We start from the raw sequence: 26,471 nt of genomic DNA on the forward strand, positions 1-26,471 counted from the left end.
GGGGTTCCTGGTGTGGCTCAGCGGCCGGTGAACACGGGTTTGCGCTTCTGCATGAAGGCCGTGCGGCCTTCGGTGTAGTCGGCGCTTTCGAAGCAGCCGCGGATGAGCGAGGCACACAGCGCGCTGTCGAGTTCGGGCGAGGGCTTGAGGATTTCGCGCGTGATCGCCTTGCCGGCCATCACGGTCAGCGGCGCGTTCTCGGCGATGCTGCCCGCGTACTCCGCCAGCAGCGCGGGCAGGGCCTCGGGCTCGCAGGTCCGCGAGACCAGGCCGAGCGATTTCGCTTCGGCGGCGTCGATGCGCCGCGCGGTGAAGAACAGGTCCTTGGCTGCACCCGGGCCGATCAGGTCCACCAGGTTTTTCATGGCGGAATAGCGGTAGCCCAGGCCCAGGCGCGCGGCCGGAATGGAGAACACCGAGTCGCTGGCCGCGATGCGCAGGTCGCAGCTGATCGCCACGTTCACGCCGCCGCCGATGCAGTAACCCCGGATGCAGGCCAGCGTGGGCTTGGGGAAGTCGTGGATGCCCATCAGCGTGGTCTCGGCCATCTTCTCGTAGTAGGCGACGGCCTCGCGCGCGGCGCGCATGTCCTCGAACTGCGTGATGTCCGCGCCCGAGACGAAGGCCTTGTCGCCCGCGCCGGAGAACACGACCAGGCGCACGCGGTCATCGTCGCGGGCCAGGGCCAGCAGCGGCGGCACGGCCTCCCACATGTCGACCGAGAGCGCGTTGTGGCGCGCCGGGTTGTTGAAGCGGATGTACAGCGTGCGCCCGTCCAGCCAGGTCTGCACGCGCTCGGTGGGGGAGGTGTAGGTGGGATCGGTCATTAATAGACTCCGGCGGCTTTCATGCGGGCGAGGTCCTCGGGCCCGAGGCCGAGTTCGGCCAGGATTTCTTCGGTGTGTTCGCCCCGGCGCGGCGCGGCGCGCGCGATGGTGCTGGGCGTGCGCTCCAGCTGCATGGGCTGGCCCACCAGGCGCTGCGGGCCCTGCCACTTCGACACCACGTCCTTGATCATCCCGAGGTGCTGCACCTGCGGTTCTTCCAGCGCTTCCTGCATGTTGCTGATCAGGCCGCAGGCCACGCCGCCGTCGTTGAGTTGCGCGATCCAGTGGCTGCGGTCGTGTTCGGCCAGGCGGCGGTTGATCTCGGCGTTGAGCGTGTCGCGGTTCACCGAGCGCGAGGGTTTGTCGTGGTAACGCTCGTCGGTGATCCATTCGGGCGCGCCGAGGATGTGGCAGAAGCGTTCCCAGATCTTGGAGCCGAACACCGCGATGTTCATGTAGCCGTCGCGCGCCTTGTAGACGCCGGTGGGGATGCTGGTGGGGTGGAAGTTGCCGGCCTGCGTGGCGACCTCGCCGTCGATCAGGTAGCGCGAGGTCTGGAAGTCCAGCATGTAGACCATGGACTCCAGCAGCGAGGTGTGCAGGAACTGGCCTTTCCCTGAGGCTTCGCGCTCCAGCAGCGCGACCAGGATGCCCTGCGCCGCGAAGATGCCGGCGCACAGGTCGGCGATCGGAATGCCCACGCGCATCGGGCCGTCACCCGGCGTGCCGGTGACGGACATCAGCCCGCCCATGCCCTGCGCGATCTGGTCGAAGCCGGGGCGCGAGGCGAGCGGGCCGGTCTGGCCAAAGCCCGAGATGCTGGCGTAGACCAGGCCCGGGTTGCTCGCGGCCAGCGAGGCGTAGTCGATGCCCAGGCGGAACTTCACGTCGGGCCGGAAGTTCTCGACCACCACGTCCGCGCCGTCGATCAGGCGCTTGAGCGTGGCGATGCCTTCGTCCGTCTTGAGGTTGAGCGTGATGGAGCGCTTGTTGCGGTGCGTGTACTGGTAGTCGGAGCCGTCCTGGCCGCCGAGCGTGTCGTCGCCGCGCATGCTGTCGGGCATCTGCACCTGGACCACGTCGGCGCCCCAGTCGGCGAGCTGGCGGCAGGCCGTGGGGCCGGCGCGCACCTGGGTCAGGTCGATGACGCGAAAGCGCTGCAAGGCGGTGGAGGCGGGCAGGTGGGGCATGGCGCGCCTCCAGTCACTGCGGGCGGCACAGCGCGGTGAGCGCGCGCACGTCCGGCAGCGAGGCCAGCGAGGCGCAGGCGGCCGTGATGTCGCGCGCCTTCGCCTCGCCCAGCACGGGCACCACCAGGGCCTGGAATTTCGCTTCCAGCTGTGCGTCCGACAGCGGGTTGCGCAGCGAGCCGATGGCGTCCTCCACGCGCACTTCCACGCGCCGGCCGTCGAGCAGCACGGCCGTCACATGCACAGCCGCTTCGGCGATGCTGTCGTCCACCGTGGCCTGCACCTTGTCGCGCAGGGCCACCACCCGCGGGTCGGTGACGACCGCGTCGGAGAACTCTTCCTCGCCCGCGCGCCCGTGGATCAGGCCCACCGCGCAGCCGTGGTAAACGCTGAACTTGCCCTGCAGGCCGTCCTTCGGCGCCTTCTTGCCGGTGAGTTCCAGCACCAGCGAGTGCACGCGCAATTCGATGTGCTTCACCTGATCCGGTGTCACACCCTGGTCGCGCAGTTGCACGCAGGCGTCGATGCTGGGGTGGATGACGATGCCGCAGGCGAAGGGCTTGTAGGTGTTGAAGGAGATCTCGAAGCGCTCGCCGAGTTCGTCCGTCGCTTCGTTCCAGGCGCGTTTGTCCGAGGCCACCTGCACGAAGCCGCGCGGTGCCTCGAGCGCGCGTGGGCTGGCGGTGAAGCCCTGGCTGGCCAGCAGGGCCGACATGAGGCCGGCGCGCGCCGCGCCGCCGGGGTGGAAGGGCTTGGTCATGGTGCCGAACTGCTCGCGCAGGCCGACCGGTTGCGAGGCCGCGATGCCGATGGCCATGGCGGTCTGCGCCTCGTCCAGCCCGAGCAGGCGCGCGCAGCCGGCCGCCGCGCCCAGCATGCCGGTGGAGCCGGTGATGTGCCAGCCGCGGTCGTAGTGGTCGGGGTACATCACGTTGCCGATGCGGCAGGCCACGTCGATGCCCAGCACCAGGGCGTCGAGCACCTCGCGCCCGCTGCTGCCCCGGTGCTCGGCCAGGGCCAGCACGGCCGAGGCCACCGGGCCGGCGGGGTGGATGATGGTCTTCAGGTGCGTGTCGTCGAAGTCGAAGGTGTGCGAGGTGATGCCGTTGACCAGCGCCGCGCTGGCCATGTCCACCTGCTCGCGGCGGCCGAGCACGCTGGCCTGGGGCGCGGGCTGCAGCAGCTGCACGGCGGCCACGGCGGCGTCGGCGGCCTCGTGCCGCGCCGCGCCGATGGCGCAGCCCAGCCAGTTGTAGAAGGTGCGGTGGGCCTCGCGCTCCACGGCGTCGCTCCAGCCGCGCGAGGGGTGGCGGGCGACGAAGCGGGCGAGCAGGGTGGTGATGGGCGGGGCCGTGAGGTCGGCGGGGACTTGGGTGTTGCGGGTCACGGGTTCGGGGCTCTGAGGTTGGAGAAGAGAAAGAAAGAGCGGGCGCCGGGCGTCACTCGTCCAGGCGGATGTTTCGGGCCTTGGCCAGCGCGGTCCAGCGCGTGACGTCGGCCTTGATGTACTGGCCGAACTGCTCGGGCGTCATGGGCCACGGCTCCACCGCCTCGCCCGCGAGCTTCTCGGCCAGCTCGGGCGCCTTGAGCACGGCGACCTGGGTTTCGTTGAGGCGGCGCACGATGTCGGGCGGCATGCCGGCCGGGCCGACCACGCCGTACCACTGCATGGCGTCGAAGCCTTTGAAACCGACCTCTTCCATGGTCGGCACGTCTTTCAGTTGCGGGCTGCGCTGCTTGCCGGTCACGGCCAGCGCGCGCATGCGGCCCGAGCGCAGGTGCGGCAGGGCCGCGGCCAGGCCGGGGAAGACGGCCTGGGTCTGGCCGCCGAGCAGGTCGTTCATGGCCGGCGCGACGCCGCGGTAGGGGATGTGCAGCAGGAACATGCCCGTCTCCTGCTTGAGCAGCTCCATCGTGAGGTGGGTGAGCGAGCCCTGGCCGGCCGAGCCGTAGCTGAGCTTGCCCGGCTGGCGCTTCACGTAGTCGATGAATTCCTTGATGTCCTTGACCGGCACGCTGCTGTTGACCACCAGCACGTTGGGCGTGGCGCCGATCATGCCGATGGGGGTGAAGTCGGTGACGGCGTCGTAGCTGACGCGGCGCGTGGCGGGCGTGGTGCCGTGGGTGGCGACGTAGCCCTGCAGCAGGGTGTAGCCGTCGGCCGGCGCGCGCGCGGTGAGCTGGCAGGCCACCACGCCGCCGCCGCCGCTCTGGTTGTCCACGACGAAGTTCTGGTTGAGCAGCTTGCCCCAGCGCTCGGTGACCACGCGGGCGATCATGTCGCTGCCGCCGCCGGCCGCCACCGGGACGATGTAGCGCATGGAGCGCGCGGGGTAGGCCTGTTGGGCCATGGCGAGCTGCGGCAGGGCCAGGGTGGCCCCCGCTGCCTGCAAGAGGTGGCGGCGTTTCATGTGGCTTGTCTCCTTCGTTGTGGGCGCATGTTGACAGTGGGACAACCTGCTGTAAATTGCATCTTTCTGAGGTCTTGATGCATTGCTTGCAAGAATGAAAGGCACCCCATGGGCACGCTCAAACCCACGCTGGCGGACCTGCGCGCCTTCGTCACCGTGGGCGAACTGCAGAGCTTCGCGGCCGCCGCCAAGGCCCTGCACCTGTCGCAGCCGGCGCTCTCGCGCCGCATCTCGCACCTGGAGGGGCTGCTGGACGTGCGCCTGTTCGACCGCACCACGCGCAGCGTGGAACTCACGCAGCTGGGCCAGCGCTTTCTGGGCCAGGTGCGCAGCGTCATCACCGACCTAGACCGCTCGGTGGTCGACCTGCACGACGTGGCCCACATCGAGGCGGGCGACGTGACGGTGGGTTGTGTGTTTTCCGCGGTGCACCATTTCCTGCCCGGCGTGATCCGCAGTTTTCGCGACCAGCACCCGCACGTGCTGGTGCGCATCATCGAAGAGGGGGCCGACGAGGTGCTGGCCAGCGTGAAGAGCGGCGAAGCCGACTTCGCGCTCAACTACACCGGCATGCAGGACCCGGAGGTGGCGTTCACACCCTTGCTGAAGGAGCGTTTCGTGCTGGCCTGCCCGGTCGGGCACCCGCTGGCCAAGCGCCGCTCGGTGCGCTGGGAGGAGATCGTGGACTACCCCTACGCGCTGGTGTCGCACGCCAGCCGCAACCGCGTGCTGATCGACCAGGCGCTGGCCGAGGTGACGCCGCTGCCCCGGCCGGTGTGCGAGTTCCGCCACATCTCCACGCTGATTGGCTTCGTGGACAACGGCCTGGGCGTGGCCATCGTGCCGCAACTCACGCTGCCGCACCAGCCGGCCTCGGTCGTGGGCGTGCCGCTGGAGCACCCGGTCATCAGCCGCACCATCGGTCTGACGCAGCGCACCGGGCGCAGCCTCTCGCCGGCGGCGGCGGCCTTCGCGCGCCTGCTCACGCAGGCCAGCCGCGCCACGACGCGGCGCGGCCTTCGGCGTTCAGGCGTGGGCTGACGCGCTGGCCGCTTCAACGCGAGCGGCTGTCCGGGTGGCGCCTCTCAGACCAGCAGGCCGTGGCCTTCAACGTCCGGATCGCCCGGCCCATCCGAACCGCTGCGGAACGAATGGTCGGACTCGAGGTCGCTGCTGGCCGAGGTGTCCACGCCCGGGACTTCGTAGGTCGCCAGGAAGCCGAGAAGGTTGTCTTTGTGCACCGTTTCGGCCAGCTCGACCGCAGTGAGGCCTCGGATGTTGTGGCGTTCCCAGTCGAAGAACAGGTGGAATTCGTGGAAGAAGTCTTCCAGCAGGTTCGCGAGCACCGGTTGGTCCGAGGGTTCGTCAAACCAGGCATCTGGCAGGTGCATCGCCATGTCGTGCAGCACCGTGTTGCCCTGGTCATCGTGGTGCATCAGTTCGGGTTCGATCGACCGGATCGCCACGTCGGCGAGCAGCAGGTACAGGGCGTTGGCGTTGCGGTGCCTCACGGTCTCCATCAGCAGGGTGACGCCCTGGGCATTCCGCGTATTCAGGTTGACGTTCTGTTGGGCCAGCTGCCACATGAGTTGGGGCAGGTCGTGGTTGGCGATGGCCTGGCGCGCCAGATCGCCGGGATCGACGGCTGCCTGTGGACGAAGGCCGGTACCAAAGATGGAGTGCACGGGGGGCTCACTTTCGCTTCAAAAAGGATGAAGCAGAAGCAGTGGGCGCGGTCCCGCGCTCGGTTCAGCTCCAAGCGGAAGGGAGATCGCCGCGCCGGTCGCGCAGCTGCGAGTGCTGCCGCGCTTCGGCCAGCGCGCCGCGCGCGAGGGTGGCGAAGCGCAGGGCTTCCTCGCGCCCACCCTGGTCCATCACGGCGCCGTCCGGCGCGCAGACCGTGCTCAGGCCGCCGTAGGTGGTGTGGCCTTCCTGGCCGCAGGCGTTGGCGTAGGCCACGAACACGCGGTTCTCCAGCGCGCGCGCGGGCAGCAGCACGCGCTGCACCTGGTCGAAGTCGATCATGTTCGCGGTCGGCACGAGCACGGCATCGGCGCCCTGCAGCGCGAGGCCGCGCGCGGGTTCGGGGAACTCGATGTCGTAGCAGATCAGCAGGCCGAGCCGCCAGCCTTGCCAGGCGAACACGGCGGGCGCCTGCGGGCCGGGGCTGAACTGCGCGCGGTCGATGTCGCCGAACAGGTGGGTCTTGCGGTAGTTCGCGAGGCGCTGGCCGTCGGCGTCGATGAACTGCACCGCGTTCCAGGGCTTGCCGTCGGCGTTCTGCTCGGGGTAGCCGTAGACGATGGCGATGCCATGGCGCTGCGCGATGGCGGCCACGGCCTGCGCGAGCGCGCCGTCGGCCGGCTCGGCCAGGGCCGCCACGCCGGCCGCGCCGATCTGGTAGCCGGTGAGCGACATCTCGGGGCACAGCAGCAGCCCGGCGCCCTGGTCGCGCGCCTGCGCGGCGGTGGCGTCGAGCAGCACCAGGGCCTGGGACGGGCTGCCCGCGTAGGGGCATTGCCAGAGGGCGAGGGTGAGGGTGTCGTCCATGCTCAGTCCGGCAGGGCCATGGGCCCGAGTTCGGCGAACACGTCGCCCGGCCCGGGGTTGGCCGCGTGCGTGTGGCCGCCCAGGTGCTTGACGATGCCCCACACCGCGTTCAGCGAGGTCTGCACCGCGCCCTCGACCCAGGCGGGCGTGAAGGACACGTCGTCGCCCGCGAGGAAGATGCCGCGCTCGGTGGCCGCGAAGCCGTCCTGCATGAAGTGGCTGTACATGCGGTGGTTGTAACGGTAGTGGCCGGGCAGCGCGCCCTTGAAGGCGCCGAGGAAGTGCGGGTCGGCCTCCCAGGAGACGCTGATCGGGTCGCCGATGATGTGGCTGGCGATGTCCACGTCGGGGTAGATCTTCTGCAGGGCCTGCAGCGCGAGCTGCACGCGCTTCTGGGTGCCGTGCGGCAGCATCTTGAGCGCGTCGCCCATCCAGGCGTAGCTCAGGCAGATCACGCCGGGCTGGTCGGGCCCGTTGTCGAACAGGTAGGTGCCGCGCGTGAGGCGGTCGGTGAGGGTCATGCCCATCAAAGGCCAACCGTTGGCCCGCAGGTCGTTCCAGAACGGGCGGTCCACCATCACGAAGGTCTTGGACGACTGCATGTAGCGCGTGCGGTCCAGCGCCATCCAGTGCTTCTGCGAGAACAGCGCCTCTTCCACCGCGATCTGCGTGGTCAGCAGCCAGCTCTGGCAGGTGGTGAGCACGGCCGGGTAGCTGCGCGTGTTGCCCCAGGTGTCGGTGACGGCGAGTTCGTTGCTCGCCGCGCGCGCGATGGCCGTGACGCCGGGGCGCGGCGCGCCGTGGTGCAGGCTGGCCAGGGTGGTGCCGGCGGGCCAGTGGCGCAGCTCGTTTTCGGCGGGCGCGTGGTGCCACAGGCCCAGCGGCACCTGCTGCACGCCACCCACGATGAGGTGCTGGTTCTCGTCGCAGCCGGTGAGCACCACGCGCAGGATCTCGAGCATGGAGTTGGGGAAGTCGGAGTCCCAGCCGCCGGTGCCGAAGCCGACCTGGCCGAACACCTCGCGGTGCTGGAACGGCAGGCGCGAGAAGGCTTTGGAGGTGGCGACGAAGTCGTAGAAGGTGCGGTCGTCCCACAGGGGCACGAGGCGGTCCCACAAGGCCTTGAGCTTCACCGCGTCGCGCTCGCGCAGCGCCTGCTGCAGGCCGGTGAAGCCAGCGCCTTCCTCCAGCGCCTGGGCCCAGGCCTCGGCCACCTCGCCGAACAGCGGCGGCAGGTCGGCCAGGGTGCGGCCCCAGTGGGTCTGGCCTTCGAGGTCGATCACGGTGCAGCCGGCGGCGGGCGTGAGCGGGTTGGGGAAGGGCTGGGTCTTGAGACCGAGCCGGTTCACGTAGTGGAAGAAAGCGGTGCTCGACGCGGGAAAGCGCATGCCCCCGAGCTCGGCGATCGCGCCCTGGCCACCTTCGAAGGCCTGCGAGCGCAGCCGCCCGCCCATGCGCGAGGCCTCGTAGACCACGGGCTTCAAGCCCAGCTTCATCAGCTCGTAGGCCGCCACCATGCCAGCCATGCCGGCGCCGACGATGGCCACTTCCTGCCCCAGTCGCTCGGCGGGCAGTTCGCCCAGGCCTTGCGGGTGGGCGATCCAGTCGTCGAAGGCGAACGGGAAGTCGGGTCCGAACAGGGTCACGGGCGCATCGGCGCCGCGTTGGGGGGTGGACATGGTGAAACCTCCGGGGTCAGAACAGGCTGGTCAACAACCAGGCGGCCGTGCCCCACATCATCAACGCAACCAGGCCATCCAGCACGCGCCACACGTGCAGGGAGTTGAGCCGGCGGCCGAGCCAGAAGGCGGCCGCGCCCAGCGCGATGAACCAGACCAGCGAGCCGGTGGCCGCGCCCAGGCCGAAGACGGCGCTGCCCTGGCCGTAGGCGAGCGAGGCGGTGCCGATCAGCACGGCGGTGTCGAGCCAGGCGTGCGGGTTCAGGAAGGAGAAGGCCAGGGCGGAGAGCACGGCCTGGCGCGGCGACACCGGCTCGGCGGTGAGGCCGCCGTCGGCGCTGAAGGGCGTGGCGCGCGGGCGCAGGAAACGCTGGAAGGCCTGCCAGCCGTAGACGCCGAGGAACAGCACGCCCGCGCCGATCATCGCGCCGAGCAGCTTGTCCGACAGGCCGCCGAGCTGGGCCAGGCCCAGCACGCCCAGGCCGATGAGCACCACGTCGGCCAGCGCGCACGTGATCACGGTGAGCCACAGGTGCTGGCGCTGCAGGCCCATGCGCAGCACGTGGGCGTTCTGCGGGCCGATCGCCATGATCAGCGACATGCTCAGCACCATGCCGGCGGTGAAGGTGGGAAAGGCGAGGGTCATGCGAACTCCGGAAACCAAAACGGGTGAATGGCCGGCAGTGTGCGCGCAAAACCGCTTCATTTAAATCAAGTTAACTTAAACTCAGATCGATTGAAAATAACTTGAGTGAATGATGCTGGACGCCCGCCAACTCGACGCCCTGGCCGCCGTGGTCGAACACGGCGGCTTCGGCCCGGCCGCGCAGGCCCTCTCGCTCACGCTGGCGGCGGTGTCGCTGCGCATCAAGTCGCTGGAGGACACGCTGGGCCAGCGCCTGCTGGTGCGTGGCAAGCAGGTGCGCGCCACCCCGGCCGGGCAGGCGCTGCTGGCCCATGTGAAGCAGGTGCGGCTGATGGAGGCCGACCTGCTCGACGGCCTGCAGGGCGGGGCGCCGGCCCCGGGCGGCGTGCGCTGGCAGAGCCTGTCGGTGGCGATCAACGCCGACTCCGTGGCGGGCTGGTTCCTGCCCGGCGTGGCCCCGCTGCTGCGGCGCCACCACCTGCTGCTGGACATCATGATCGACGACCAGGACCACACGCACAGCGCGCTCAAGAGCGGCGACGTGATGGGCTGCGTGACCGCGTTGTCCACGGCCATGCGCGGCTGCGTGGCCGAGCCGCTGGGCGTGATGCGCTACCACTGCGTGGCCTCGCCGGCCGTGGTGCAGCGCTGCCGCACGCCCAAGGGCGCGGTCTCGGTGCACAAGCTGCTGGCGCAGCCGGCCATCATCTTCAACCGCAAGGATGCGCTGCAGGACGCCTTTCTGGAACAGCACTTCGGCCTGCGCCAGCCGCGCTACCCGCGCCATTTCGCGCCGGCGGTGGAGGCCTTCGAGACCGCGATCGAGCTCGGCCTGGGTTGGGGCATGGTGCCCGAGCAGCACCTGCAGAACCGCCCGGCGTTGCAGGAAATCCTGCCCGGCGCCACGGTGGACGTGTCGCTGTACTGGCAGCACTGGGCGCACGAATCGCTGTCGGCGCAGCGACTGACCGAAGCGGTGAAGGCGGCGGCGCGCGCGCACCTGGCGGCGCCGGGCTGAGCGCCCGGGCGGCGGTGGCGCTCAGGCGGGGGTGAGGGTCGGCGGTTCGAAGGCGCGCACGGGTGCCGCCTCGCCGTGCCAGAGCGCCACGTCCACGAGCGCGGTCATGGCGCTGCTGCCCTGGGCCAGGCGCGAGGTGCCGAGGTCGATCGTGAGCACGTTCGGGTTGCCGTGGCGCTCCGGCTCGCCACCGTCGCTGTCGAACCAGGCGCCGGTGGAGATCACGACCACGCCCGGCATCACGGCCTCGTCCAGCGTGGCGCCGCCCAGGCAGGTGCCGCGGGCGTTGAACACGCGCACCAGGTCGCCGTCGGCGATGCCGCGTGCGCGGGCGTCGTCCGGGTTCAGTCGAACGCGCTGGCGCTCGCGCAGCTTCTGCTCGCGCGAGACGACCCCGGCATCGAGCTGCGAGTGCAGCTTGTCGGCCGGTTGCGAGCTGATCAGGTGCAGCGGCCACTGGCGCGCGCTGTCCGCGCCCAGCCACTCGGCGGGGGCGAGCCAGCTCGGGTGGGGCGGGCAGTCCGCGTAGCCGAAGCCCGCGATGGCGCTCGAGTGCAGCTCGATGCGGCCCGACGGTGTGCCCAGGGGCGCGGCCTGCGGGTCCTGGCGGAAGGCTTCGAACAGCACCATCTCGCGCTCGGGCTCGGGCAGCTCGGCCACACCCTCTTCCCAGAACCGGTCGAAATCGGGCAGCGGGAAGCCGGCGGCGCGCCAGTTCTCGGCGGTGCTGTCGTAGAGGGCGCGCACCCAGGCGGCCTCGTCGCGGCCCTCGGTGAACGCGGCCTCGTGCCCGGCGCGCGCCGCCAGGTCGCGGTAGATGTCGAAGTCGTTGCGGCTCTGGCCCACCGGCGCGATCGCCTGCTTCATCGCCAGCAGGTAACGGTCGCGCGAAGAGCCCCCGACGTCGTTGCGCTCCAGCGTGGTGGTGGCCGGCAGCACGATGTCGGCACGGCGCGCGGTGGGCGTCCACCAGCTGTCGTGCACGACGATGGTCTCGGGCTTCTGCCAGGCGCGCAGCAGGCGGTTCAGGTCCTGGTGGTGGTGGAACGGGTTGCCGCCGGCCCAGTAGACCAGCTCGATGTCGGGGTAGGTGCCGGTGCGCCCGTTGAAGGCGTAGCTCTCGCCGGGCTGCAGCAGCATGTCGGCCATCCGCGCCACCGGGATGCTGCGGCCGATGGGGTTGGGGCCGGCCGAGAGCCGGGGGGCGGCGACATCGGGCCGGGGCGTGGCCGCGCCATTGATGGAGCCATGGCCGAAGGCGAATCCGCCGCCGGGCAGGCCGATCTGGCCCAGCACGGCGGCCAGCGCGATGCTGGCCCAGTAAGGCTGTTCGCCGTGGTGCGCGCGCTGCAGCGACCAGGTGCAGTTGATCATGGTGCGCTGGCGCGCGGCGCTGCGCGCCAGCTCGGCGATGGTGAGGGCGTCGACGCCGCAGAGGGCGGCGGCCCAGGCCGCGTCCTTGGGTTGCCCGTCGTCCGTGCCGCGCAGGTAGCGGGCCCAGGCGTCGAAGCCGTTGCAATGGGTGCGCAGGAAGCCGGTGTCGTGCAGGTCCTCGGCCAGCAGGGTGTGGGCCATGCCCAGCATCAGCGCGGTGTCGGTGTTGGGCCGGATCGGGATCCAGCGCGCGTTCAGGCCCTCGGGGACGTCGGCGCGCGTCGGGCTGACGACCACGAACTCGATGCCGGACTGGGCGGCCCGGGCGATCCAGGCCGCGCTGCTGTGTTCGCCCGCGCCGCCGGAGGTGACCTGGGTGTTGCGCAGCGGCAGGCCGCCGAAGGCGATGAACAGCCGGGTGTGGGCCAGCACGCTGCGCCAGTCGGTCACGCGGCCGGTCACGGGGGCGTAGGTGCCGATCACGTGCGGCAGCAGGAACTGGGCCGCGCCCCAGCTGTAGTTGCCGGCTTGTCCGACGCAGCCGCCGCCGCTGTGCAGAAAGCGCTGGGTGAGCGTGCGCGCGTGGTGCAGGCCGCCGGCCGACGACCAGCCGTAGGAGCCGCCGAAGACGGCGTCGTGGCCGTGTTGCCCGCGCACCCGGGCCAGTTCGCCGGCCACCAGGTCCAGCGCCGTGTCCCAGTCGACCTCGACGAAGCGGTCGTGGCCGCGCGCGGCGCGGTCGCTGCCCTCACGCTGGCGCAGCCAGCCCTCGCGCACCGCCGGGCGCGCGATGCGCAGCGGCGAATGCACCATGCCCGGCATGGAGCGCAGGATGGGCGAGGGGACCGGGTCGCGCGCGAAGGGCAGGCAGTCGACCACACGGCCGTTCTCGACCACGGCGGTGAAGGCGCCCCAGTGGGACAGGGAAGGAAAGTGCTGGCGCGGGTGTTGCATGGTCGGAAATGGAGGCCGCGTCTGGCACGGGAGGTCAGACGGCGTAGTTGAGCGGCAGCGCGGTGGTGTACTTGATCTCTTCCATCGCGAAGCTGGAGCTGACGTCGAACAGCTCCACGATCTGGATCAGTTTCTTGTAGACGACGTCGAAGCCCGCGATGTCGGGCACCACCACCTTGAGCAGGTAGTCGGTGTCGCCGCTCATGCGGTAGAACTCGACCACCTCGGGCAGGTCGCGCACGCCCAGGGCGAAGCGGCGCAGCCATTGCAGGTCGTGGTGGCTGGTCTTGATGGACACGAACACCGTCACGCCCAGGCCGAGCTTGGCGCTGTCGAGCAGGCACACCTGCTGGCGGATGTAGCCCTGTTCGTGCAGGCGCTGCACGCGCTTCCAGCAGGCGGTGGTCGACAGGCTCACGCGCTCGGCGATCTCGCTGACGGGCAGCCGCGCATCGGTTTGCAGCAGGGCGAGGATGGCTCGGTCTTTCTTGTCCATGGGTGCTTCCGAGTGTCGGGCCGGCAATGGTAAATTTTTTTCACTTGCAAGGCGGATTGAACGCCCATTTGGAAAAAAACGTCCCCGCCCCCGCTCCTAGACTGGCCGCTCAAGGAGTTCCCTCACATGCAAGAAAGCACCCGCCTGGCCTCCCTCGGCCGAGACCCCCAGCGCTTCGGCGGCCTGGTCAATACGCCCATCTTTCGCGGCTCGACGATCCTCTCGTCCAGCATGGCCGAATGGGAGCAGCGCAAGGCCGATCGCGCCGCCGACGTGCCGGGTGCCACCACCTACGGCCGTTTCGGCACCCCCACCACGCACGCGCTGGAAGACGCCATCGCGCAGCTCGAAGGCGGTCACCGTGCCCAGCTGTTTCCCTCGGGGCTGGCGGCCATCACCACCGTGCTCACCGGCCTGCTGCGCCAGGGTGACCACATCCTGGTGACCGACAGCGCCTATGGCCCCACGCGCGGTTTTCTCTCGCGCGTGCTGGCCCGCTTCGGTGTCGAGACGACGCTGTACGACCCGCGCATCGGCGCCGGCATCGCCGCGCTGATGCGGCCCAACACCCGCGTCGTGTACGTGGAATCGCCGGGCTCGGAGACCTTCGAGATCCAGGACATCCCGGCCATTGCGGAGGTCGCGCACCGCCAGGGCGCCCATGTGGTGATGGACAACACCTGGGGCACGCCGCTGTTCTACAAACCCTTCGAGCACGGCGTGGACGTGTCCATCCAGGCCGCCACCAAGTACATCGTCGGCCACTCGGATGCGATGCTGGGCATCGCCACCTGCACCGCGCAGACCTGGCCGTTGATCAAGCAGGCGGCCCAGGACCTGGGCCAGACCACCAGCCCCGACGATGCCTACCTGGCGCTGCGCGGCCTGCGCACGCTGGGCGTGCGCCTGCGCCAGCACCACAGCGCCGGCCTGGAGGTGGCGCGCTGGCTGGAAGGCCACGACGCCATCGAGGCCGTGCTGCACCCGGCCCTGCCCAGCCACCCGGGCCACGCCCTGTGGCAACGCGATTTCCTGGGCGCCTGCGGGCTGTTCTCGGTGGTGCTCAAGACCACCTCGGTGCAGGACATGCACGGCTTCGTCGACGCGCTGCAGCTGTTCGGCCTGGGGGTGTCCTGGGGCGGCTTCGAAAGCCTGGTCATCCCCTTCACGCCAGGCGGCGACCACACCGCCGCGCGCTGGCCCTGGCGCGGCCAGGCCCTGCGCCTGCACGTGGGCCTGGAAGACCCGCGGGACCTGATCGCGGACCTCGATCAGGCCCTGGTGGCCATGTCGCGGCGCCTGCGCGCGGCCTGACATAAGCTTCTTTCCAATCTGTCTAAACGATCGGCTTCAAATGACCTTTCGGCGACTACCATCGTTCCCCTTGGGACATACTGGTTCGCCTTTTTTCTGTTCCACCCCATCCCAGGTATCTCTCCATGAGCAAGATGAAAATTGAGGGCTCCTTCGTCGCCCTGATCACGCCGTTCAACCAGGACGGCAGCCCCGACTTCGGCGCCTTTCGCAGCCTGCTGAAATTCCAGGAAGACCACGGCACCAGCGCGGTGCTCATCATGGGATCGACCGGCGAAGTCTCCATGCTCTCGCAGAAGGAGCGCGAAACCATCATCGCCGAGACCGCGCGCTTCAAGACCGGGAAGATGAAGTTCTTCTACGGTTGCACTGGCAACAACACCCAGACCACCATCGACTACCTGAAGTTCGCCCGTGCCAACGGCGCCGACGGTGCGATCCTGGCCGCACCGGCCTACATCTGCGGCCCCGAGGCCGATCTGGAAGACTATTTCCTGGAAGTGGCCGACGCCACCGACCTGCCGCTGGGTCTCTACAACAACCCGCCGCGCGTCAAGACCGACCTGCACTGGGACAACCTGCTGCGCATCTTCAAGCACCCCAACTACGTGGTGCACAAGGAGTCGACCACCCGCGTGGGCCAGGTCGCGCAGGTCCTCAAGGCACGCCCGGACGTGTCGGTGATGTGCTGCGATTCGCCCAACCTGGGCCTGGTCGTGCCAACCATGAGCCTGGGCGGCCACGGCACCGCGAACATGACCGGCAACATCGCTCCCGCCGAGCTGGTCACCATTTCCAAGCCCTGGACCACGCCGGACGTGTCGGTCAGCTTCCGCGACGCCTACCTCGGCCTGCTGCCCATGCTGCATTACTCCTACTCCGCCATCAACCCGGTGGCCATCAAGTCCCTCATGAAGGCCGTCGGCCTGCCCTCCGGCATCCTGCGCAAGCCGCTCAAGAACCTGGAGGGCGAAGCGCTGCTCAAGGGCCTGCGCATCGTCAAGGAGCTGGAGCTGGACAAGAAGTACGGCTGGAGCTCGCCCGAGCTGAAGGCGGTCTGACATGGACCTGGGTATCGCAGGGCGCAAGGCGCTCGTGTTTGGTGGCAGCAAGGGCATGGGCCGCGCCTGCGCGCGCGAACTGTCGGCCGAGGGCGTCGAGGTGGTGATCGCCGCCCGCACGCCGGCCACGCTGGAACAGGCGGCGGCGGAGATCGCGGCCGAAACGGGCACCCCGGTGCGCTGGGTGTCGGCCGACATCACCACCGATGCCGGGCGCGACGCGGCCTTGGCCGCCTGCCCGGCGCCCGACATCCTGATCAACAACGCCGACGGCATGCCGCCCGGCGATTTCCGCGAGTGGACGCCGGCCGACTGGCACCGCGCGGTGGACTCGATGATGGTCGGCCCGATCGAAATGATGCGCCGCACCGTGGACGGCATGATCGAGCGGCGCTTCGGCCGCATCGTCAACATCGTCTCGCGCAGCGTCAAGACGCCGCAGCTGGAGCTGGGCCTGTCCAACGGCGCGCGCTCGGGCCTGGTGGGTTTCGTGGCCGGTCTGGCGCGCCAGACCGTGCGCCACAACGTGACCATCAACAACCTGCTGCCCGGTGTGTTCGCCACCGACGCGCAGCGCCACCACATCCTGGGCATGCTCGACACCACGGGCAAGACCTTCGACCAGCTCTGGCACGAACGCGGCACGCAGAACCCGGCCGGCCGCTATGGCGAGGCCCATGAGCTCGGGGCGCTGTGCGGCTTCATCTGCTCGGCGCGCGCGGGCTACATCACCGGTCAGAACCTCTTGATCGACGGAGGCGCCTACCCAGGCACCTTCTGACATCCGTTTTGCAAGCCGGCACCCGACCGGCGTCACCGGAGACAGCGTCCCCACCACCGTCCCATCGCCAACCATCCGAGGTCTCCATGAAATCGATCCATCGCCGCGCTTTCACCCGTTATGGCGTCGCCCTGGCCAGCCTGGCCGCCGCTGGTGCGCTGCACGCGCCCCTGGCCCTGGCCCAGGCGCCGTACCCCACCGCCAAGCCCATCGTCATCGTCGTGCCGCACGCGGCCGGTGGCGCGGTGGACGGCGTGGCCCGCACCCTGGCCGAGCGCCTGGCCGAGGATCTGAAACAAAGCGTGGTGGTGGAGAACCGCCCGGGGGCCTCGGGCCTGATCGGCGCCGCATCGGTGGCGCGTGCCGAGGCCGACGGCTACACGCTGTACTTCAACGCCTCCATCCACGCCGCGGCGCCCCTGCTCTACAAGAGCCAGGTCAAGTTCGACGCGATCAAGGACTTCACGCCGATCGGCATGGTGGCCGAAGGCGCGCTGATCTTCAGCGTCAACCCGCAGGTGCCGGCGAACACGGTGATCGACCTGGTCAACGTGGTCAAGGCCAACCCCAACAAGTACAGCTTCGTCACCAGCGGTTATGGCTCGGCGGGCCACCTGGGCATGGCGCAGTTCGTGTCCGACGTCGGCCTGGCCGACAAGGGCATCCCGATCGCGCTGTACAAGGGCGCCGCGCCGGCGCTGCAGGACCTGATCGGCGGCCAGGTGCACGCCATGATGGATCCCTTCCTGTCCTCGCTGCCCCACGTGCAGAGTGGTCGCTTGCGCGCCCTGGCCCAGACCGGCCGCGTGCGCAGCCCGCTGCTGCCCGACGTGCCCACCATGCGCGAAGCCGGCCTGCGCGATTTCGAGTTCTATTCCTGGTACGGCCTGTGGGCGCCGGCCAAGCTGCCCGCACCCGTGTTGAAGGCGCTGGAGTCCGCCACCGAGCGCTCCACGAAGTCGGCCGCGTTCAAGACCAAGCTCAACGGTCTTGGCTTCGACGCCACCTTCCGCAACTCGGCCGACTTCAACAAGTACATCATCAGCGAGACGGCCAAGTACCAGGCCATCATCGAGAAGGCGGGCATCAAGATCGAGTGACCACCCGGTCTTGCGCGGCCCCGGGCCGTGGAGCCGGTGGGCGCGCGAGCGGGCCGATCCGACGATGAGAGTCCTGGTGCTGGGCGCGGGCGTGGTCGGCATGGCCACGGCCTACTACCTCTGGCGCGATGGCCACGAAGTGACCGTGGTCGAGCGCAACGCCGGCGCGGCCGGCGAGACCAGCTTCGGCAATGCCGGCGGCCTGTGCCCCAGCTTCGCCGGCCCCTGGGCGGCGCCCGGCATGGTGTCCAAGGTGCTGCGCATGCTGCTGCAGGCGGACGCCCCCATCCGCTTCCAGCCGCAGGCCAGCCTGCACCAGTGGCGCTGGATCGCCCGCTGGGTGGCCGAGTGCAACCCGGAGAGCTTTCGCCGCAACAAGCTGCGCATGCAGCGCGTGGCGCACTACAGCTTGGCCTGCCTGCGCAGCCTGGCCGACGAAGCCGGCCTGCACGACTTCGACTTCCACGCCGACGGCACCCTGTGGCTGTTCCGCACACCGCAGGAGGCCGAGCTGGGGCGGCTGGCCGCGCGGGCGCTCGACAGCTTCGGCGTGCCCTGGCGCTGGCTGGAGCCGCACGAGCTCGATGCCTGCGAACCCGCGCTGGCGCAGCGCAGCGCCCGCATCGCCGGCGCGCTGCAGCTGCCCGCCGACGCCTCGGGCGACAGCCACCGGTTCGCCCAGTCGCTGGCGCAGCTGCTGCGCGACCAGGGGGTGGCGCTGCGCTTCAACACCACGATCGAGGCGCTGGAGACCGAAGGGGACCGCGTCACCGGCGTGCGCAGTTCGGCCGGGCGGCTGACGGCCGACGCCTGCGTGGTGGCCCTGGGCAACCAGGCCCCCTTCCTGCTGCGCCCGCTGGGGCTGAACCTGCCGGTCTACCCGCTCAAGGGTTATTCGATCACCGTGCCGCTCCTGGCGGACGCGCCCGACATCCGTCCCGCGCTGATGGACGAGCACAACAAGGTCATGATCTCGCGCCTGGGCGGGCGCATCCGCGCGGCGGGCATGGCCGAGCTGGGCGGCTATGGCCTGAGCGCCGACCCGGCCCAGCGCGAGATGCTGCTGCGCGTGGTGCGCGAGTTCATCCCGCGCGGCATGGACGAACAGCGGGTGGATTTCTGGGCCGGCCTGCGCCCCATGACGCCCGATGGCCCACCCATCCTGGGGCCCACGCGCTGGCGCGGCCTGTTCCTCAACAGCGGACATGGCTCCAACGGCTGGACCCAGGCCTGCGGCACCAGCCGCATCGTGGCCAGCCTGGTGGCCGGGCGCACACCCGAGATCGACCTCGAAGGCCTCACCGGCGAGCGCTTCGGCATCAGCGCGCGCTGAGGCGGGGTGACCCCGACAGGGCGCCGCCAGGGCGCCGATCCCGCCGAGAAAGGCGGCCCCCGTAAAATTCCGCCCCTATGCTCAAGATCAAACAGGAACTGTTGGATGGCCTCGCCGCCGCGCTGGAAAGCCTCTCGCCCGGTGCCGGCGCCAAGGCGGCGTTCGAATCGCCCAAGGTGGCGGCCCATGGCGACTTCGCCAGCACCGCGGCCATGCAGCTGGCCAAACCGCTCAAGCTCAACCCGCGCCAGCTCGGCGAGAACCTGCGCGCCCTGCTGCTGGCGCAGCCGGTGTACCAGCGCTGGGTGTCGGAGATCGACCTGGCCGGCCCGGGTTTCCTCAACATCCGCCTCAAGCCCGAGGCCAAGCAGCAGATCGTGCGCGAGGTGCTGCAGGGCGGTGACGCGTTCGGCGTGCAGCCTTCCAACGGCCAGCGCCTGATGGTGGAGTTCGTCTCGGCCAACCCCACCGGCCCGCTGCACGTGGGCCACGGCCGCCAGGCCGCGCTGGGCGACGCGATCTGCAACCTCTACGGCACCCAGGGCTGGAGCGTGCACCGCGAGTTCTATTACAACGACGCGGGCGTGCAGATCGGCACCCTGGCCACCTCCACGCAGCTGCGCGCCCAGGGCGTCAAGCCAGGCGATGCGGGCTGGCCCGAGGCGGCCTACAACGGCGACTACATCCAGGACATCGCCAACGACTTCCTCGCGAAAGAGACCGTGAAGGCCGACGACCGCGAGTTCACCGCCAGCGGCGACGTGAACGACCTCGATGGCATCCGCCAGTTCGCCGTGGCCTACCTGCGCCACGAGCAGGACCTGGACCTGCAGGCCTTCGCGGTGAAGTTCGACCACTACTACCTGGAGTCCAGTCTGTACACCAGCGGGCGCGTGGCGGCCACGGTGCAGAGGCTGATCGACGCCGGCAAGACCTACGAGCAGGACGGCGCGCTCTGGCTCAAGTCGACCGAGTACGGCGACGACAAGGACCGCGTGATGCGCAAGTCCGACGGCTCGTTCACCTACTTCGTGCCCGACGTGGCGTACCACATCGCCAAATGGGAGCGCGGCTTCAGCAAGGTCATCAACATCCAGGGCACGGACCACCACGGCACCATCGCGCGCGTGCGCGCCGGCCTGCAGGCCGCGGGCGTGGGCATTCCCCAGGGCTACCCCGACTACGTGCTGCACACCATGGTGCGGGTGGTGCGCGGCGGCGAAGAGGTCAAGATCAGCAAGCGCGCGGGCAGCTACGTCACGCTGCGCGACCTGATCGAATGGACCAGCAAGGACGCGGTGCGCTTCTTCCTGCTCAGCCGCAAGCCCGACACCGAGTACACCTTCGACGTCGACCTCGCGGTGCAGAAGAACAACGACAACCCGGTGTACTACGTGCAGTACGCGCACGCGCGCATCTGCTCGGTGCTGGCCTCGTGGGGCGGCGATGCCGCCTCGCTGGCCGACGCCGACCTGTCCGCGCTCGACAGCGCGCCGGCCCAGGCCCTGATGCTGCTGCTGGCCAAGTACCCGGCGATGCTGAGCGACGCCGCGCGCGACTTCGCGCCGCACGACGTCACCTTCTACCTGCGCGAGCTTGCGGCCAGTTACCACAGTTACTACGACGCCGAGCGCATCCTGGTCGATGATGAGGCGGTGAAAAAAGCCCGCCTGGCGCTGGTGAAGGCCACCGCGCAGGTGTTGCACAATGGCCTGGCCGTGCTGGGCGTCAGTGCCCCGCAGAAGATGTGATGGTGAAACAAGCGATGAAAAAGAAATCCTCCACCAACCGAAGCAGCTTCGGCGGCACCCTCATGGGTTTCGTCATCGGCCTGCTCGTGGGCCTGGGCGCCGCGCTGGCCGTGGCGGTGTACGTGACGCGCGTGCCGATCCCGTTCGTGGACCGCAACGTCTCGCGCAACCCCGATCAGGACGCGCTCGAGGCCGAGCGCAACAAGGGCTGGAACCCGAACCGCAGCCTGGGTGGCGCCCCCGTGCCGGCCACCCCCGCGCCCGCCGTGCCGGCCGCGCAGGCGCCGGGCGCCATCGTGGTGCCCCCGGCCGATGGCCAGCCCCTGCCGGCACCGGCCGCGCCCGCCACCGGCGCGGCCACCCGCCCGGCCGCCGACCCGCTGGGCGACCTGGTGCAGTCGCGCCTGGGCCAGCCCGGGGCCGCCGCGCCAGCGCCCACCGCGCCGGCCACCACGGCCGCCGCCGCCCCCGGGGCCGACCCGTTCACCTACTTCGTGCAGGCCGGTGCCTTCCGCACGCCGGAAGACGCCGAGGCCCAGCGCGCCAAGCTCGCCATGCTGGGCATCGATGCCGCGATCAGCGAGCGCGAGCAGAACGGCCGCACGGTGTTCCGCGTGCGCGTGGGCCCCTTCAACCAGAAGGCCCTGGCCGACCTGACGCTGGAGCAGCTGCAGGTCAACCACATCGAGTCGGCTCTGGTGCGCGTGCAGCGCTGAGGCGAACCTCCGGCGGGAACTTTTGCGGCTCCGGCCAGCCCCAACCGGGCCTGTTCCCCTGGAGTTTCATTTCATGCAACGTCGCGATTTCTCCCGTTCCCTTCTGGCCGCCGGCACCACCGCCCTGGGCGCCGCCAGTGGCCTGACCCTCACGCCCGCCCTGGCGCAGCGCGTGGGTCCCAAGGAGGGCGTGGACTTCATGCGCCTGGCCCAGCCGGCCCCGGTGCAGAGCCCGGTGAGTCAGGTCGAGGTGCTGGAGTTCTTTGCCTACAGCTGCATCCACTGTTTCAACTTCGAGCCGATCTTCGAGGACTGGATCCAGAAGAAGCCGGCGCATGTGACCGTCAGGCGCATGCCGGTCGCCTTCAGCCCGCAGTTCGTGCCCATGCAGCGCCTGTACTTCACGCTGGAGGCCATGAACCTGGTCGACAAGCTGCACGCCAAGGTCTTCCAGGCCATCCATGTGGAGCGCCTGCCGCTGACCACGCCGCCGGCCATCATCGACTGGGTGGCCAAGCAGGGCGTGGACCGCGCGAAGTTCACCGAGATCTTCGACATCGCCGCGACCGGCCAGAAGGCCCAGCAAGCCGTGAACCTGCAGGATGCCTACGGGGTGGAGGGCACGCCCGCGCTGGGCATCGGTGGCCGCTACTACCTGCCTGGGCAGGGCCCGCGCACCCTGGTGGTGGCCAATGCCCTGATCGCCGAGCTGCGCGCCAAGGCCTGAAACCACCGCTTGCCCTGCTCCCAAGGCCCGCCCCGTGCGGGCCTTGTGGTTTGTGCGGCGCTTCCCCGGGGAAGCAGGTTGTCGCCGCTACAATGAATGCAAGTTTCGTGCCCTAAAATCCCATGCCCCTCCTTTCCACTTCCCGCCGCGCCGTTCCCTGGGCCCTCTGCCTGTCCGCCGCGCTGTGGTGCGCGGGCCCTGCCCAGGCCGAGAAAGCCGACCGCAACCTGCCCTTGAACGCCGAGGCCGATGCGCTGCGCCACGACGACGCGCGCCAGACCAGCGTGTTCACCGGCAACGTGGTCATCACCAAGGGCACCATCATCATCCGCGGTGACCAGGTCGAGGTGCGGCAGGACGCCCAGGGCAACCAGTTCGGCATCGTGCACGGCAAACCCGGCTTCTTTCGCCAGAAGCGCGACCTGGTCGACGAGTTCATCGAAGGCACGGGCCAGCGCATCGATTACGACGGCAAGGCCGACACCGTGCGCTTCACCGGCAACGCGGTGCTCAAGCGCTTCAAGGGCACGCAGCTGAACGACGAGACCACGGGCAACGTGATCGTGTACAACAACACCACCGACGTGTTCACCGTGGACGGTGGCGTGGCCAACCGCACGCCGCAGAACCCCACCGGCCGCGTGCGCGCCATGCTCACGCCCGTGCCCAAGGAGGGAGGCGTCCCCGCCACCCCACCGCCGCCCGCCCCGCCGGCCACGCTCAAACCCAGTCCCCAGCTCGAAGAGGGCCGCCAGTGACGGATGCCTCTCCCAGCCCGGCGGCCACCCCCAGGGGCCGCCCCGCCCCGGTGGTCAGCCGCCTCGAGGCGCGCGGCCTGCAGAAGTCCTACGGCAGCCGCAAGGTGGTCAAGGACGTGTCGCTCGCGGTCTTCAAGGGCGAGGTGGTCGGCCTGCTCGGCCCCAACGGCGCGGGCAAGACCACGTCCTTCTACATGCTGGTCGGCCTGCTGCGCTCCGACGCGGGCCAGATCCTGCTGGACAACCAGCCGATCGAGAGCCTGCCCATCCATCGCCGCGCGCGCCTGGGGCTGGGCTACCTGCCGCAGGAGGCCTCGATCTTCCGCAAGCTCAGCGTGGCCGACAACGTGCGCGCCGTGCTGGAGCTGCAGGAGGACGAGCAGGGCAAGTCGCTGGACCGCGCCACCATCGAAAGCCGGCTCGACGCCCTGCTGCAGGACCTGCACGTGGAGCACCTGCGCGATTCGCCCGCGCCGGCGCTCTCCGGCGGTGAACGCCGGCGCGTGGAAATCGCCCGCGCCCTGGCCACCGAGCCGCGCTTCATCCTGCTCGACGAGCCCTTCGCCGGCATCGACCCCATCGCCGTGATCGAGATCCAGCGCATCATCGGCTTCCTCAAGTCGCGTGGCATCGGTGTGCTGATCACCGACCACAACGTGCGCGAAACGCTGGGCATCTGCGACCGCGCCTACATCATCAACGACGGCCACGTGCTCACCAGCGGCACCCCCGCCGAGATCGTGGAAAACGCCGACGTCCGCCGGGTGTATCTCGGCGAACACTTCAGGATGTGAGGCCGTGAAACAAGGCCTTTCCCTGCGCGTCTCGCAGCACCTGGCGCTCACGCCCCAGCTGCAGCAGTCGATCCGGCTGCTGCAGCTGTCCACGCTGGAGATGGCGCAGGAAGTCGAGCAGATGCTCGACGACAACCCCTTCCTCGAACGCGCGGAGGAAATCGCCGAGCGCGAGACCTTCGGGCTGGAGCAGACCGATGTGCCGGTGAGCGCCGGCGAGCAGATCGCCGAGGCGGCCCTGCCCGAGGCGCCGATGCCCTTGTCCTCATCCCTCGAATCCTCCAGCGCGAGCACCGACAGCGGTGACGGCGATGGCCTGGAAAGCAAGCTGGACGGTGCCACCCCGGTGGAGGAAAGCTGGGAGGGCGACGGCACGGTGGAGATGGCGCCCGACGACAGCGAGTGGGGCGGCGACGCGCCCGCGCGCAACAGCGGTTCGGGTGACAACGACGAGACCGCCAGCGCCGCCGACCTGGCGCGCGCCCCGGTCAGCCTGCAGGACCACCTGCACGACCAGGCGCGCTGCCTGCGCCTGTCGGACGAGGACCGCGCCGCGCTCTACTTCCTGATCGAGTCGCTCAACGACGACGGTTACCTGGAGGAAAGCCTGGCCGAGCTGGCCGACGCCTGGCTGCACCTCTCGGGCACGCCCCAGCTCGCGGGCGACCCGAACGACGCGCTGGAGGCGCGCGAGGCGCTGGAACAGCGCCTCGCGGTGGCGCTGCAGCTGCTGCAGCACATGGAGCCCTCGGGCGTGGGCGCGCGCGACCTGGGCGAATGCCTGCGCCTGCAGATCCTGGAGCTGCGCAACACAGCCGAGGCGCGCGCCGCGCTCGCCATCTGCAACCAGCCGTTGGAGCTCATGGCCAAGCGCGACGTGAAGCGCCTGTGCAACCTCTGCGGCATCGACGACGAGACCGCGCGCGCCGCGCTCGGCCTGATCGCGCGCCTCGAACCCAAGCCGGGCCGCCGCTTCGTCGACGTGGAGCGCAACGTGGTCGTGCCCGACGTGATCGTCACGCGCGCCGGCCGGGGCTTCAAGGTCATCCTCAATCCCGACGTGATGCCGCGCCTGCGCGTGCACGATGTGTACGCCAACGCCATGCGACAGAACCGCGGCGGTCGCGACGGTGGTGGCGAGGCCGGCCACGCCGCCATGCAGCAGCGCCTGCAGGAGGCGCGCTGGTTCATCAAGAACATCCAGCAGCGCTTCGACACCATCCTGCGCGTCTCCAGCGCCATCGTCGAGCGCCAGCGCAACTTCTTCATGCACGGCGAACTCGCCATGCGCCCGCTGGTGCTGCGCGAGATCGCCGACGAACTCGGCCTGCACGAATCCACCATCAGCCGCGTGACCACCGCCAAGTACATGGCCACGCCCTTCGGCACCTACGAGCTCAAGTACTTCTTCGGCTCTTCGCTGGGCACCGAGACCGGCGGCAACGCCTCCAGCACGGCGGTGCGTGCGCTGCTCAAGCAGTTCATCGCCGCCGAGGAGCCCGCCAAGCCGCTGTCGGACAATCAGCTCTCCGACCTGCTGCGCGAGCAGGGTATCGAGTGCGCGCGCCGCACCGTGGCCAAATACCGCGAGGCGCTGCGCATCGCGCCCGCGAACCTGCGCAAAGCACTGTGAACCAACTTCAAGTTTTTCTGCCCTGCGCCGCCGGCGTGGAGGACATGCTCGCCGCCGAGGTGCAGCGCATCACCGGCGAGGCTTCGCCCTACAAGGCGCGCGGCGGTGTCGCGCTCAACGCCTCGTGGCGCGATGCCCTGCGCCTGAACCTGCACAGCCGCCTCACGCAGCGCGTGCTGGTGCAGCTCTGGCACGGCGGCTACCGCAACGAGCAGGACCTCTACAACGCCGCCGGCGAGGTGGCCTGGGAAATCTGGTTCACGCCGGCCGAGACCATCAAGGTCGAGATCACCGCGCAGCACAGCCCGTTGACCTCGCTGAACTTCGCCGCGCTCAAGGTGAAGGACGCGATCTGCGACCGCTTCCGCGCCAAGCGCGGCGAGCGGCCCAGCGTGAACACCACCTGGCCCGACGTGCGCATCTACGTGCACCTGACCACCGAGACGGTGAGCCTGTACATTGACACCTCGGGCGAGCCGCTGTTCAAGCGCGGCTGGCGCGAAGACAAGGGCGACGCACCGCTGAAGGAAACCCTGGCCGCCGCGATGATCGCGGCCACCGGCTGGGAAGCCGGCATCGACACGCCGCTGGACGCCATCGCGCCGCTGTACGACCCCTGCTGCGGCAGCGGCACGGTGGTGATCGAGGCCGCGCAGATCGCGCTGAACATCGCGCCCGGCCAGCTGCGCCGTTTCGCGTTCGAGAAGCTGCTGCCGTTCCAGCCGCACGTGTGGCAGGCCATCAAGGCCGATGCCGTGAAGCAGCAGCGCGAATGGCCGGCGGGCCATGCGCCCATCGTCTTCGGCAGCGACGTGTCGTTCCGCATGGTCGATTTCGCGCAGCGCAACGCCGAGCGCGCCGGTGTGGCCCATGCGGTGGAGCTGCGCGGCGGCGACGCGCTGCAGCGCACGCCGCCCACCGCGCGCCCCGGTGTGCTGCTGCTCAACCCGCCCTACGGCGAGCGCATCGCCGCCGCCGGCGTGGCCGGTGAAAACGCCAGTGCGCGCGCCCAGCGCATGGCCCCGCGCGCGCCGCGCACTTTCACCGTGGGCGCCCCGCCGCCACCCACCGCCGGCCAGGGCCGCGAGAGCGCCCAGATGGCCGATGGCGGTGACGGCAGCGACTTCTTCAACCAGCTCGCCGCGCACTGGAAGACCCACTACGCGGGCTGGAGCGCCTGGCTGCTCACGCCCGACCTCAAGCTGCCCGGCAAGATGCGCTTCAAGGAATCGCGCCGCGTGCCGTTGTGGAACGGCCCGATCGAATGCCGGCTGTTCCGCTTCGACCTGACCCCGCGCAAAAGTGAGGCACCCCCGCCGCGCTCCGCGCGTCCCCCTCAAGGGGGCGATGCCTAGGAC

General features: G+C 69.8%; 24 protein-coding genes. 14 read left to right on the forward strand and 10 right to left on the reverse strand.

The features are described from left to right. Nucleotides 1-17: 17 nt before the first annotated feature. From AC1Q9M_RS19840 to AC1Q9M_RS19855, 4 genes are read right to left on the reverse strand one after another with little or no spacing between them, the layout of a single operon-like run. Nucleotides 18-827, reverse strand: coding sequence for an enoyl-CoA hydratase (locus AC1Q9M_RS19840; protein ID WP_382322907.1), 810 nt, complete (start codon nucleotides 825-827; stop codon nucleotides 18-20). Beyond that, nucleotides 827-2,017, reverse strand: a complete 1,191-nt coding sequence (locus AC1Q9M_RS19845; protein WP_382322908.1) for a CaiB/BaiF CoA transferase family protein — start codon at nucleotides 2,015-2,017, stop codon at nucleotides 827-829. The genes AC1Q9M_RS19840 and AC1Q9M_RS19845 overlap by 1 nt, the downstream gene beginning before the upstream one ends. 13 nt (nucleotides 2,018-2,030) lie before the next feature. Then, nucleotides 2,031-3,404, reverse strand: coding sequence for an MmgE/PrpD family protein (locus AC1Q9M_RS19850; RefSeq protein ID WP_444688023.1), 1,374 nt, complete (start codon nucleotides 3,402-3,404; stop codon nucleotides 2,031-2,033). A 52-nt stretch (nucleotides 3,405-3,456) separates the two neighbouring features. Next, nucleotides 3,457-4,428, reverse strand: a complete 972-nt coding sequence (locus AC1Q9M_RS19855; RefSeq protein ID WP_382162800.1) for a Bug family tripartite tricarboxylate transporter substrate binding protein — start codon at nucleotides 4,426-4,428, stop codon at nucleotides 3,457-3,459. A 108-nt stretch (nucleotides 4,429-4,536) separates the two neighbouring features. Here AC1Q9M_RS19855 and AC1Q9M_RS19860 point away from each other — a divergent pair, with 108 nt between their 5' ends. Continuing rightward, nucleotides 4,537-5,469 (forward strand): LysR family transcriptional regulator, encoded by a 933-nt coding sequence (locus AC1Q9M_RS19860; RefSeq protein WP_382327619.1) that lies wholly within the window; start codon nucleotides 4,537-4,539, stop codon nucleotides 5,467-5,469. Nucleotides 5,470-5,513: 44 nt separating this feature from the next. Here AC1Q9M_RS19860 and AC1Q9M_RS19865 read toward each other — a convergent pair whose 3' ends face one another. From AC1Q9M_RS19865 to AC1Q9M_RS19880, 4 genes are all read right to left on the reverse strand, one after another. Then, on the reverse strand, nucleotides 5,514-6,113 hold the full coding sequence (locus tag AC1Q9M_RS19865) for an ankyrin repeat domain-containing protein (RefSeq protein WP_382322912.1): 600 nt from the start codon (nucleotides 6,111-6,113) through the stop codon (nucleotides 5,514-5,516). 64 nt (nucleotides 6,114-6,177) lie between these two features. Next, on the reverse strand, nucleotides 6,178-6,978 hold the full coding sequence (locus tag AC1Q9M_RS19870; RefSeq protein WP_382325843.1) for a carbon-nitrogen hydrolase family protein: 801 nt from the start codon (nucleotides 6,976-6,978) through the stop codon (nucleotides 6,178-6,180). A 2-nt stretch (nucleotides 6,979-6,980) separates the two neighbouring features. Beyond that, nucleotides 6,981-8,657 (reverse strand): flavin monoamine oxidase family protein, encoded by a 1,677-nt coding sequence (locus AC1Q9M_RS19875; protein ID WP_444688024.1) that lies wholly within the window; start codon nucleotides 8,655-8,657, stop codon nucleotides 6,981-6,983. Nucleotides 8,658-8,673: 16 nt separating this feature from the next. Then, complete coding sequence (locus tag AC1Q9M_RS19880; RefSeq protein WP_382322914.1) at nucleotides 8,674-9,303, reverse strand: LysE/ArgO family amino acid transporter; 630 nt, start codon at nucleotides 9,301-9,303, stop codon at nucleotides 8,674-8,676. A 112-nt stretch (nucleotides 9,304-9,415) separates the two neighbouring features. On the opposite strand from AC1Q9M_RS19880, the gene argP reads away from it, so the two are divergent. Beyond that, on the forward strand, nucleotides 9,416-10,321 hold the full coding sequence (gene argP, locus AC1Q9M_RS19885) for an HTH-type transcriptional regulator ArgP (protein WP_382322915.1): 906 nt from the start codon (nucleotides 9,416-9,418) through the stop codon (nucleotides 10,319-10,321). A 21-nt stretch (nucleotides 10,322-10,342) separates the two neighbouring features. On the opposite strand, the gene AC1Q9M_RS19890 is transcribed toward argP, so the two are convergent. Further along, nucleotides 10,343-12,649 (reverse strand): molybdopterin guanine dinucleotide-containing S/N-oxide reductase, encoded by a 2,307-nt coding sequence (locus tag AC1Q9M_RS19890; RefSeq protein WP_382322916.1) that lies wholly within the window; start codon nucleotides 12,647-12,649, stop codon nucleotides 10,343-10,345. 34 nt (nucleotides 12,650-12,683) lie between these two features. Next, nucleotides 12,684-13,145: an Lrp/AsnC family transcriptional regulator gene (locus AC1Q9M_RS19895; RefSeq protein ID WP_382162782.1), complete on the reverse strand. Its 462-nt coding sequence runs from the start codon at nucleotides 13,143-13,145 to the stop codon at nucleotides 12,684-12,686. A 126-nt stretch (nucleotides 13,146-13,271) separates the two neighbouring features. Between AC1Q9M_RS19895 and metC the strand changes: the two genes are divergently transcribed. From metC to AC1Q9M_RS19955, 12 genes are all read left to right on the forward strand, one after another. Beyond that, nucleotides 13,272-14,459, forward strand: coding sequence for a cystathionine beta-lyase (metC, locus tag AC1Q9M_RS19900; protein ID WP_444688026.1), 1,188 nt, complete (start codon nucleotides 13,272-13,274; stop codon nucleotides 14,457-14,459). Nucleotides 14,460-14,584: 125 nt separating this feature from the next. Further along, nucleotides 14,585-15,520, forward strand: a complete 936-nt coding sequence (locus tag AC1Q9M_RS19905; protein ID WP_444688027.1) for a 4-hydroxy-tetrahydrodipicolinate synthase family protein — start codon at nucleotides 14,585-14,587, stop codon at nucleotides 15,518-15,520. Nucleotide 15,521: 1 nt separating this feature from the next. After that, on the forward strand, nucleotides 15,522-16,301 hold the full coding sequence (locus AC1Q9M_RS19910) for an SDR family oxidoreductase (RefSeq protein WP_382162774.1): 780 nt from the start codon (nucleotides 15,522-15,524) through the stop codon (nucleotides 16,299-16,301). Nucleotides 16,302-16,387: 86 nt separating this feature from the next. Further along, nucleotides 16,388-17,401, forward strand: coding sequence for a Bug family tripartite tricarboxylate transporter substrate binding protein (locus tag AC1Q9M_RS19915; RefSeq protein WP_492435354.1), 1,014 nt, complete (start codon nucleotides 16,388-16,390; stop codon nucleotides 17,399-17,401). Between the two features lie 64 nt (nucleotides 17,402-17,465). Continuing rightward, on the forward strand, nucleotides 17,466-18,734 hold the full coding sequence (locus AC1Q9M_RS19920) for a D-amino acid dehydrogenase (protein WP_492435356.1): 1,269 nt from the start codon (nucleotides 17,466-17,468) through the stop codon (nucleotides 18,732-18,734). Between the two features lie 77 nt (nucleotides 18,735-18,811). Next, entirely contained in the window at nucleotides 18,812-20,485 is a 1,674-nt protein-coding gene (argS, locus tag AC1Q9M_RS19925; protein WP_492435358.1) for an arginine--tRNA ligase, read from the forward strand. A gap of 14 nt (nucleotides 20,486-20,499) precedes the next feature. After that, nucleotides 20,500-21,201: an SPOR domain-containing protein gene (locus AC1Q9M_RS19930; RefSeq protein ID WP_444688030.1), complete on the forward strand. Its 702-nt coding sequence runs from the start codon at nucleotides 20,500-20,502 to the stop codon at nucleotides 21,199-21,201. A gap of 73 nt (nucleotides 21,202-21,274) precedes the next feature. Next, the gene (locus tag AC1Q9M_RS19935; protein WP_444688031.1) at nucleotides 21,275-21,928 is read left to right on the forward strand and encodes a thiol:disulfide interchange protein DsbA/DsbL; all 654 of its coding nucleotides are present in this window, start codon (nucleotides 21,275-21,277) and stop codon (nucleotides 21,926-21,928) included. Nucleotides 21,929-22,050: 122 nt separating this feature from the next. Further along, nucleotides 22,051-22,686, forward strand: a complete 636-nt coding sequence (lptA, locus tag AC1Q9M_RS19940; RefSeq protein ID WP_382162756.1) for a lipopolysaccharide transport periplasmic protein LptA — start codon at nucleotides 22,051-22,053, stop codon at nucleotides 22,684-22,686. Further along, nucleotides 22,683-23,480 (forward strand): LPS export ABC transporter ATP-binding protein, encoded by a 798-nt coding sequence (gene lptB / locus AC1Q9M_RS19945; protein WP_382162753.1) that lies wholly within the window; start codon nucleotides 22,683-22,685, stop codon nucleotides 23,478-23,480. The genes lptA and lptB overlap by 4 nt, the downstream gene beginning before the upstream one ends. 4 nt (nucleotides 23,481-23,484) lie before the next feature. Further along, nucleotides 23,485-25,113 carry an RNA polymerase factor sigma-54 gene (rpoN, locus tag AC1Q9M_RS19950; protein ID WP_492435361.1) on the forward strand — a complete coding sequence of 543 codons (1,629 nt, stop codon included), beginning with the start codon at nucleotides 23,485-23,487 and terminating at the stop codon, nucleotides 25,111-25,113. Continuing rightward, the gene (locus AC1Q9M_RS19955) at nucleotides 25,110-26,468 is read left to right on the forward strand and encodes a THUMP domain-containing class I SAM-dependent RNA methyltransferase (RefSeq protein WP_492435363.1); all 1,359 of its coding nucleotides are present in this window, start codon (nucleotides 25,110-25,112) and stop codon (nucleotides 26,466-26,468) included. Before rpoN ends, AC1Q9M_RS19955 begins: the two co-directional genes overlap by 4 nt. Nucleotides 26,469-26,471: the final 3 nt, after the last annotated feature.

The organism is Hydrogenophaga sp. GW823-FHT04C09, assembly GCF_058796355.1.

Coding starts and splice junctions, on each gene's coding strand:
- AC1Q9M_RS19840 (WP_382322907.1), bottom strand. CDS start 827: ATGACCGATCCCACCTACACCTCCCCCACCGAGCGCGTGCAGACCTGG.
- AC1Q9M_RS19845 (WP_382322908.1), bottom strand. CDS start 2,017: ATGCCCCACCTGCCCGCCTCCACCGCCTTGCAGCGCTTTCGCGTCATC.
- AC1Q9M_RS19855 (WP_382162800.1), bottom strand. CDS start 4,428: ATGAAACGCCGCCACCTCTTGCAGGCAGCGGGGGCCACCCTGGCCCTG.
- AC1Q9M_RS19860 (WP_382327619.1), top strand. CDS start 4,537: ATGGGCACGCTCAAACCCACGCTGGCGGACCTGCGCGCCTTCGTCACC.
- AC1Q9M_RS19870 (WP_382325843.1), bottom strand. CDS start 6,978: ATGGACGACACCCTCACCCTCGCCCTCTGGCAATGCCCCTACGCGGGC.
- AC1Q9M_RS19875 (WP_444688024.1), bottom strand. CDS start 8,657: ATGTCCACCCCCCAACGCGGCGCCGATGCGCCCGTGACCCTGTTCGGA.
- AC1Q9M_RS19880 (WP_382322914.1), bottom strand. CDS start 9,303: ATGACCCTCGCCTTTCCCACCTTCACCGCCGGCATGGTGCTGAGCATG.
- argP (WP_382322915.1), top strand. CDS start 9,416: ATGCTGGACGCCCGCCAACTCGACGCCCTGGCCGCCGTGGTCGAACAC.
- AC1Q9M_RS19890 (WP_382322916.1), bottom strand. CDS start 12,649: ATGCAACACCCGCGCCAGCACTTTCCTTCCCTGTCCCACTGGGGCGCC.
- AC1Q9M_RS19895 (WP_382162782.1), bottom strand. CDS start 13,145: ATGGACAAGAAAGACCGAGCCATCCTCGCCCTGCTGCAAACCGATGCG.
- metC (WP_444688026.1), top strand. CDS start 13,272: ATGCAAGAAAGCACCCGCCTGGCCTCCCTCGGCCGAGACCCCCAGCGC.
- AC1Q9M_RS19905 (WP_444688027.1), top strand. CDS start 14,585: ATGAGCAAGATGAAAATTGAGGGCTCCTTCGTCGCCCTGATCACGCCG.
- AC1Q9M_RS19910 (WP_382162774.1), top strand. CDS start 15,522: ATGGACCTGGGTATCGCAGGGCGCAAGGCGCTCGTGTTTGGTGGCAGC.
- AC1Q9M_RS19915 (WP_492435354.1), top strand. CDS start 16,388: ATGAAATCGATCCATCGCCGCGCTTTCACCCGTTATGGCGTCGCCCTG.
- AC1Q9M_RS19920 (WP_492435356.1), top strand. CDS start 17,466: ATGAGAGTCCTGGTGCTGGGCGCGGGCGTGGTCGGCATGGCCACGGCC.
- argS (WP_492435358.1), top strand. CDS start 18,812: ATGCTCAAGATCAAACAGGAACTGTTGGATGGCCTCGCCGCCGCGCTG.
- AC1Q9M_RS19930 (WP_444688030.1), top strand. CDS start 20,500: ATGAAAAAGAAATCCTCCACCAACCGAAGCAGCTTCGGCGGCACCCTC.
- AC1Q9M_RS19935 (WP_444688031.1), top strand. CDS start 21,275: ATGCAACGTCGCGATTTCTCCCGTTCCCTTCTGGCCGCCGGCACCACC.
- lptA (WP_382162756.1), top strand. CDS start 22,051: ATGCCCCTCCTTTCCACTTCCCGCCGCGCCGTTCCCTGGGCCCTCTGC.